Raw genomic sequence first — 1,923 nt, forward strand, 5'->3', positions numbered from 1 at the left:
GGCGGGCCGAGGTGCCGACGTAGATCAGGCCGGTGCCGGCGGGCGAGAATGAACGCGTCCACGTAGAGGATGTAGGCCAGCCAGCCCGCGCCGGCCGCGATGGCCAGCGTCGCGTACGGGCCGAAGTCGCCCTTGGCGATGGGGTTGGACCAGCCGTTGACCAGCGCGGCCGGGTCGAGGCTGCCGATGAAGGCGATCTCCAGCAGGATGTACACGACCGCGCCGATGCCCATAAAAGACAAAGCACGGCGCGGGACAAATCCTTCTTAAAATGCGCGGCCTCGGCGGCCAGCTGGATGCACTGCTCGAAGCCCTGCAGGGCGAACACCACGCCCAGCGGCAGCGCGGCGAACACGCCGTGGAAGCCGAACGGCATGAAACCGCCGCCCGCGCTGAAGTTGGCGCCGTGGAAGCTCAGCGGCAGCAGCACCAGCACGGTCAGCAGCGGCACCGCGGTCTTCCACAGCACCGTGATGGTGTTGCTCTCCGACAACAGCTTGACGCCGACGATGTTGACCAGGGTGAAGATCACCATCAGCAGGCTGGCCCAGCCGAAGCCGCTCGCCGTCAGCGTGCCGTCATCGTTGAGCAGGTGCAGGTTGTCCTTCACCCACCCGATGTTGTCCAGGTATGCCAGGCTCGCCTCGACCTCGATCGGCGCGATGGCCACCGCCTGCAGCCAGGCCGCCCAGCCGGCGATGAAGCCGGTGATGCTGCCGAAGGCGAACAGCGGGAACCGCGCGGTGCCGCCGGCGACCGGGTAGGCCGCACCGAGCTCCGCGTGGATCAGGGCCAACACGGCCAACATCGCCGCCGCCAGCACCCATGAGATGAGCGAGGCGGGGCCGGCGGCCTTGGCCGCGTTGAGCGCGCCCAGCAGCCAGCCCGACCCGATGATCGAGCCGAGTGAGATGAACATCAGGCCGTAGAAGCCGACAGTTCTCTTGAAATGGCCGGATCCACCCGGTGACGAAGCGACGTTTGACGGCGAAGCCATCGCTCACCCCTGCTCTCTGGTCCACTATGGACGTGACCTGCACCACCCGTTCGGGTGTGGCGGAGCATGGCGTAAAGCCGGGCCGATGTGAACCGGTCTGCCGGTTACGATCTGGTTCAGGGCCCGAATTTGAGGAAGATTTGAGGTTCTAGCCCGACATATCGGGCGATCACTCCTCGATGGTCACCCGATCGGCCCCGTCCAGCCGATAGCCCACGCCACGGACGGTAGTGATGAGCGTGGCGGCGGGGCCGAGCTTGCGTCGCAGCCGGCGAACGTGCACGTCCAGCGTCCTGGTCTCGACGCCATGCGGCAGACCCCACAACTCGGACAGCAGGGCGGTCCGCAGGTGCACGCGTCCGGGCCGGCGGGCCAGGTGCAGCAACAGATCGAACTCCATCCGGGTCAGCTCGACGGCGTCGCCCCGCTGCCAGACCTGCCGTGCCGCAGGCTGAATCCGCAGCTCACCGCGTTCGGCGGTGCGCGGCTGGGGCACGGACACGGTCAACGTGGTGCCGGGGATGTCGACCGCGGTGCGCACGGCGTCGACGACGCGGGCGGCCACCAGCGGGGCCTGGTCGTTGTTCGTACTGACCCGAACGACCACTGTGACCTCGGCGGACTGGCTCGCGGTCACGGTCAACGAAGGAGAGAACTGGTACGGCATGGTGGTTTCCTCGCAAAAGGGTGATGGACCGGGGGCGGCTACTTCGGCGTGGCCGCACAGCCCTGCGCGTTCACGCGGGCGAGGTCCACGTGCAGGCGCCTGGTCAGATCCATGAGGGCATCGGACCAGTGGGCGGTGTCACTGTCAACGGTGCTCCAGGATGTGGACGCATGGGCCGATTCACGGTGTTATGTCGAACATGAGCGGATGGCACGAGTGGCTGGCCCGGCGGGAGCGCGACCTGCGTGCGCCGTACGGG

At 67.6% G+C, this 1,923-nt stretch carries 2 protein-coding genes; both read right to left on the reverse strand.

What is annotated here, in order from left to right; all coding sequences use genetic code 11:
• On the reverse strand, positions 1-919 hold a 919-nt coding region (locus KUTG_RS38020), incomplete at its 3' end, for an APC family permease (RefSeq protein WP_232241185.1).
• A gap of 247 nt (positions 920-1,166) precedes the next feature.
• On the reverse strand, positions 1,167-1,664 hold the full coding sequence (locus KUTG_RS38025) for a winged helix-turn-helix domain-containing protein (protein WP_043723846.1): 498 nt from the start codon (positions 1,662-1,664) through the stop codon (positions 1,167-1,169).
• Between the last annotated feature and the right edge of the window lie 259 nt (positions 1,665-1,923).

It is taken from the genome of Kutzneria sp. 744 (genome assembly GCF_000568255.1).
Lineage (GTDB): Bacteria > Actinomycetota > Actinomycetes > Mycobacteriales > Pseudonocardiaceae > Kutzneria.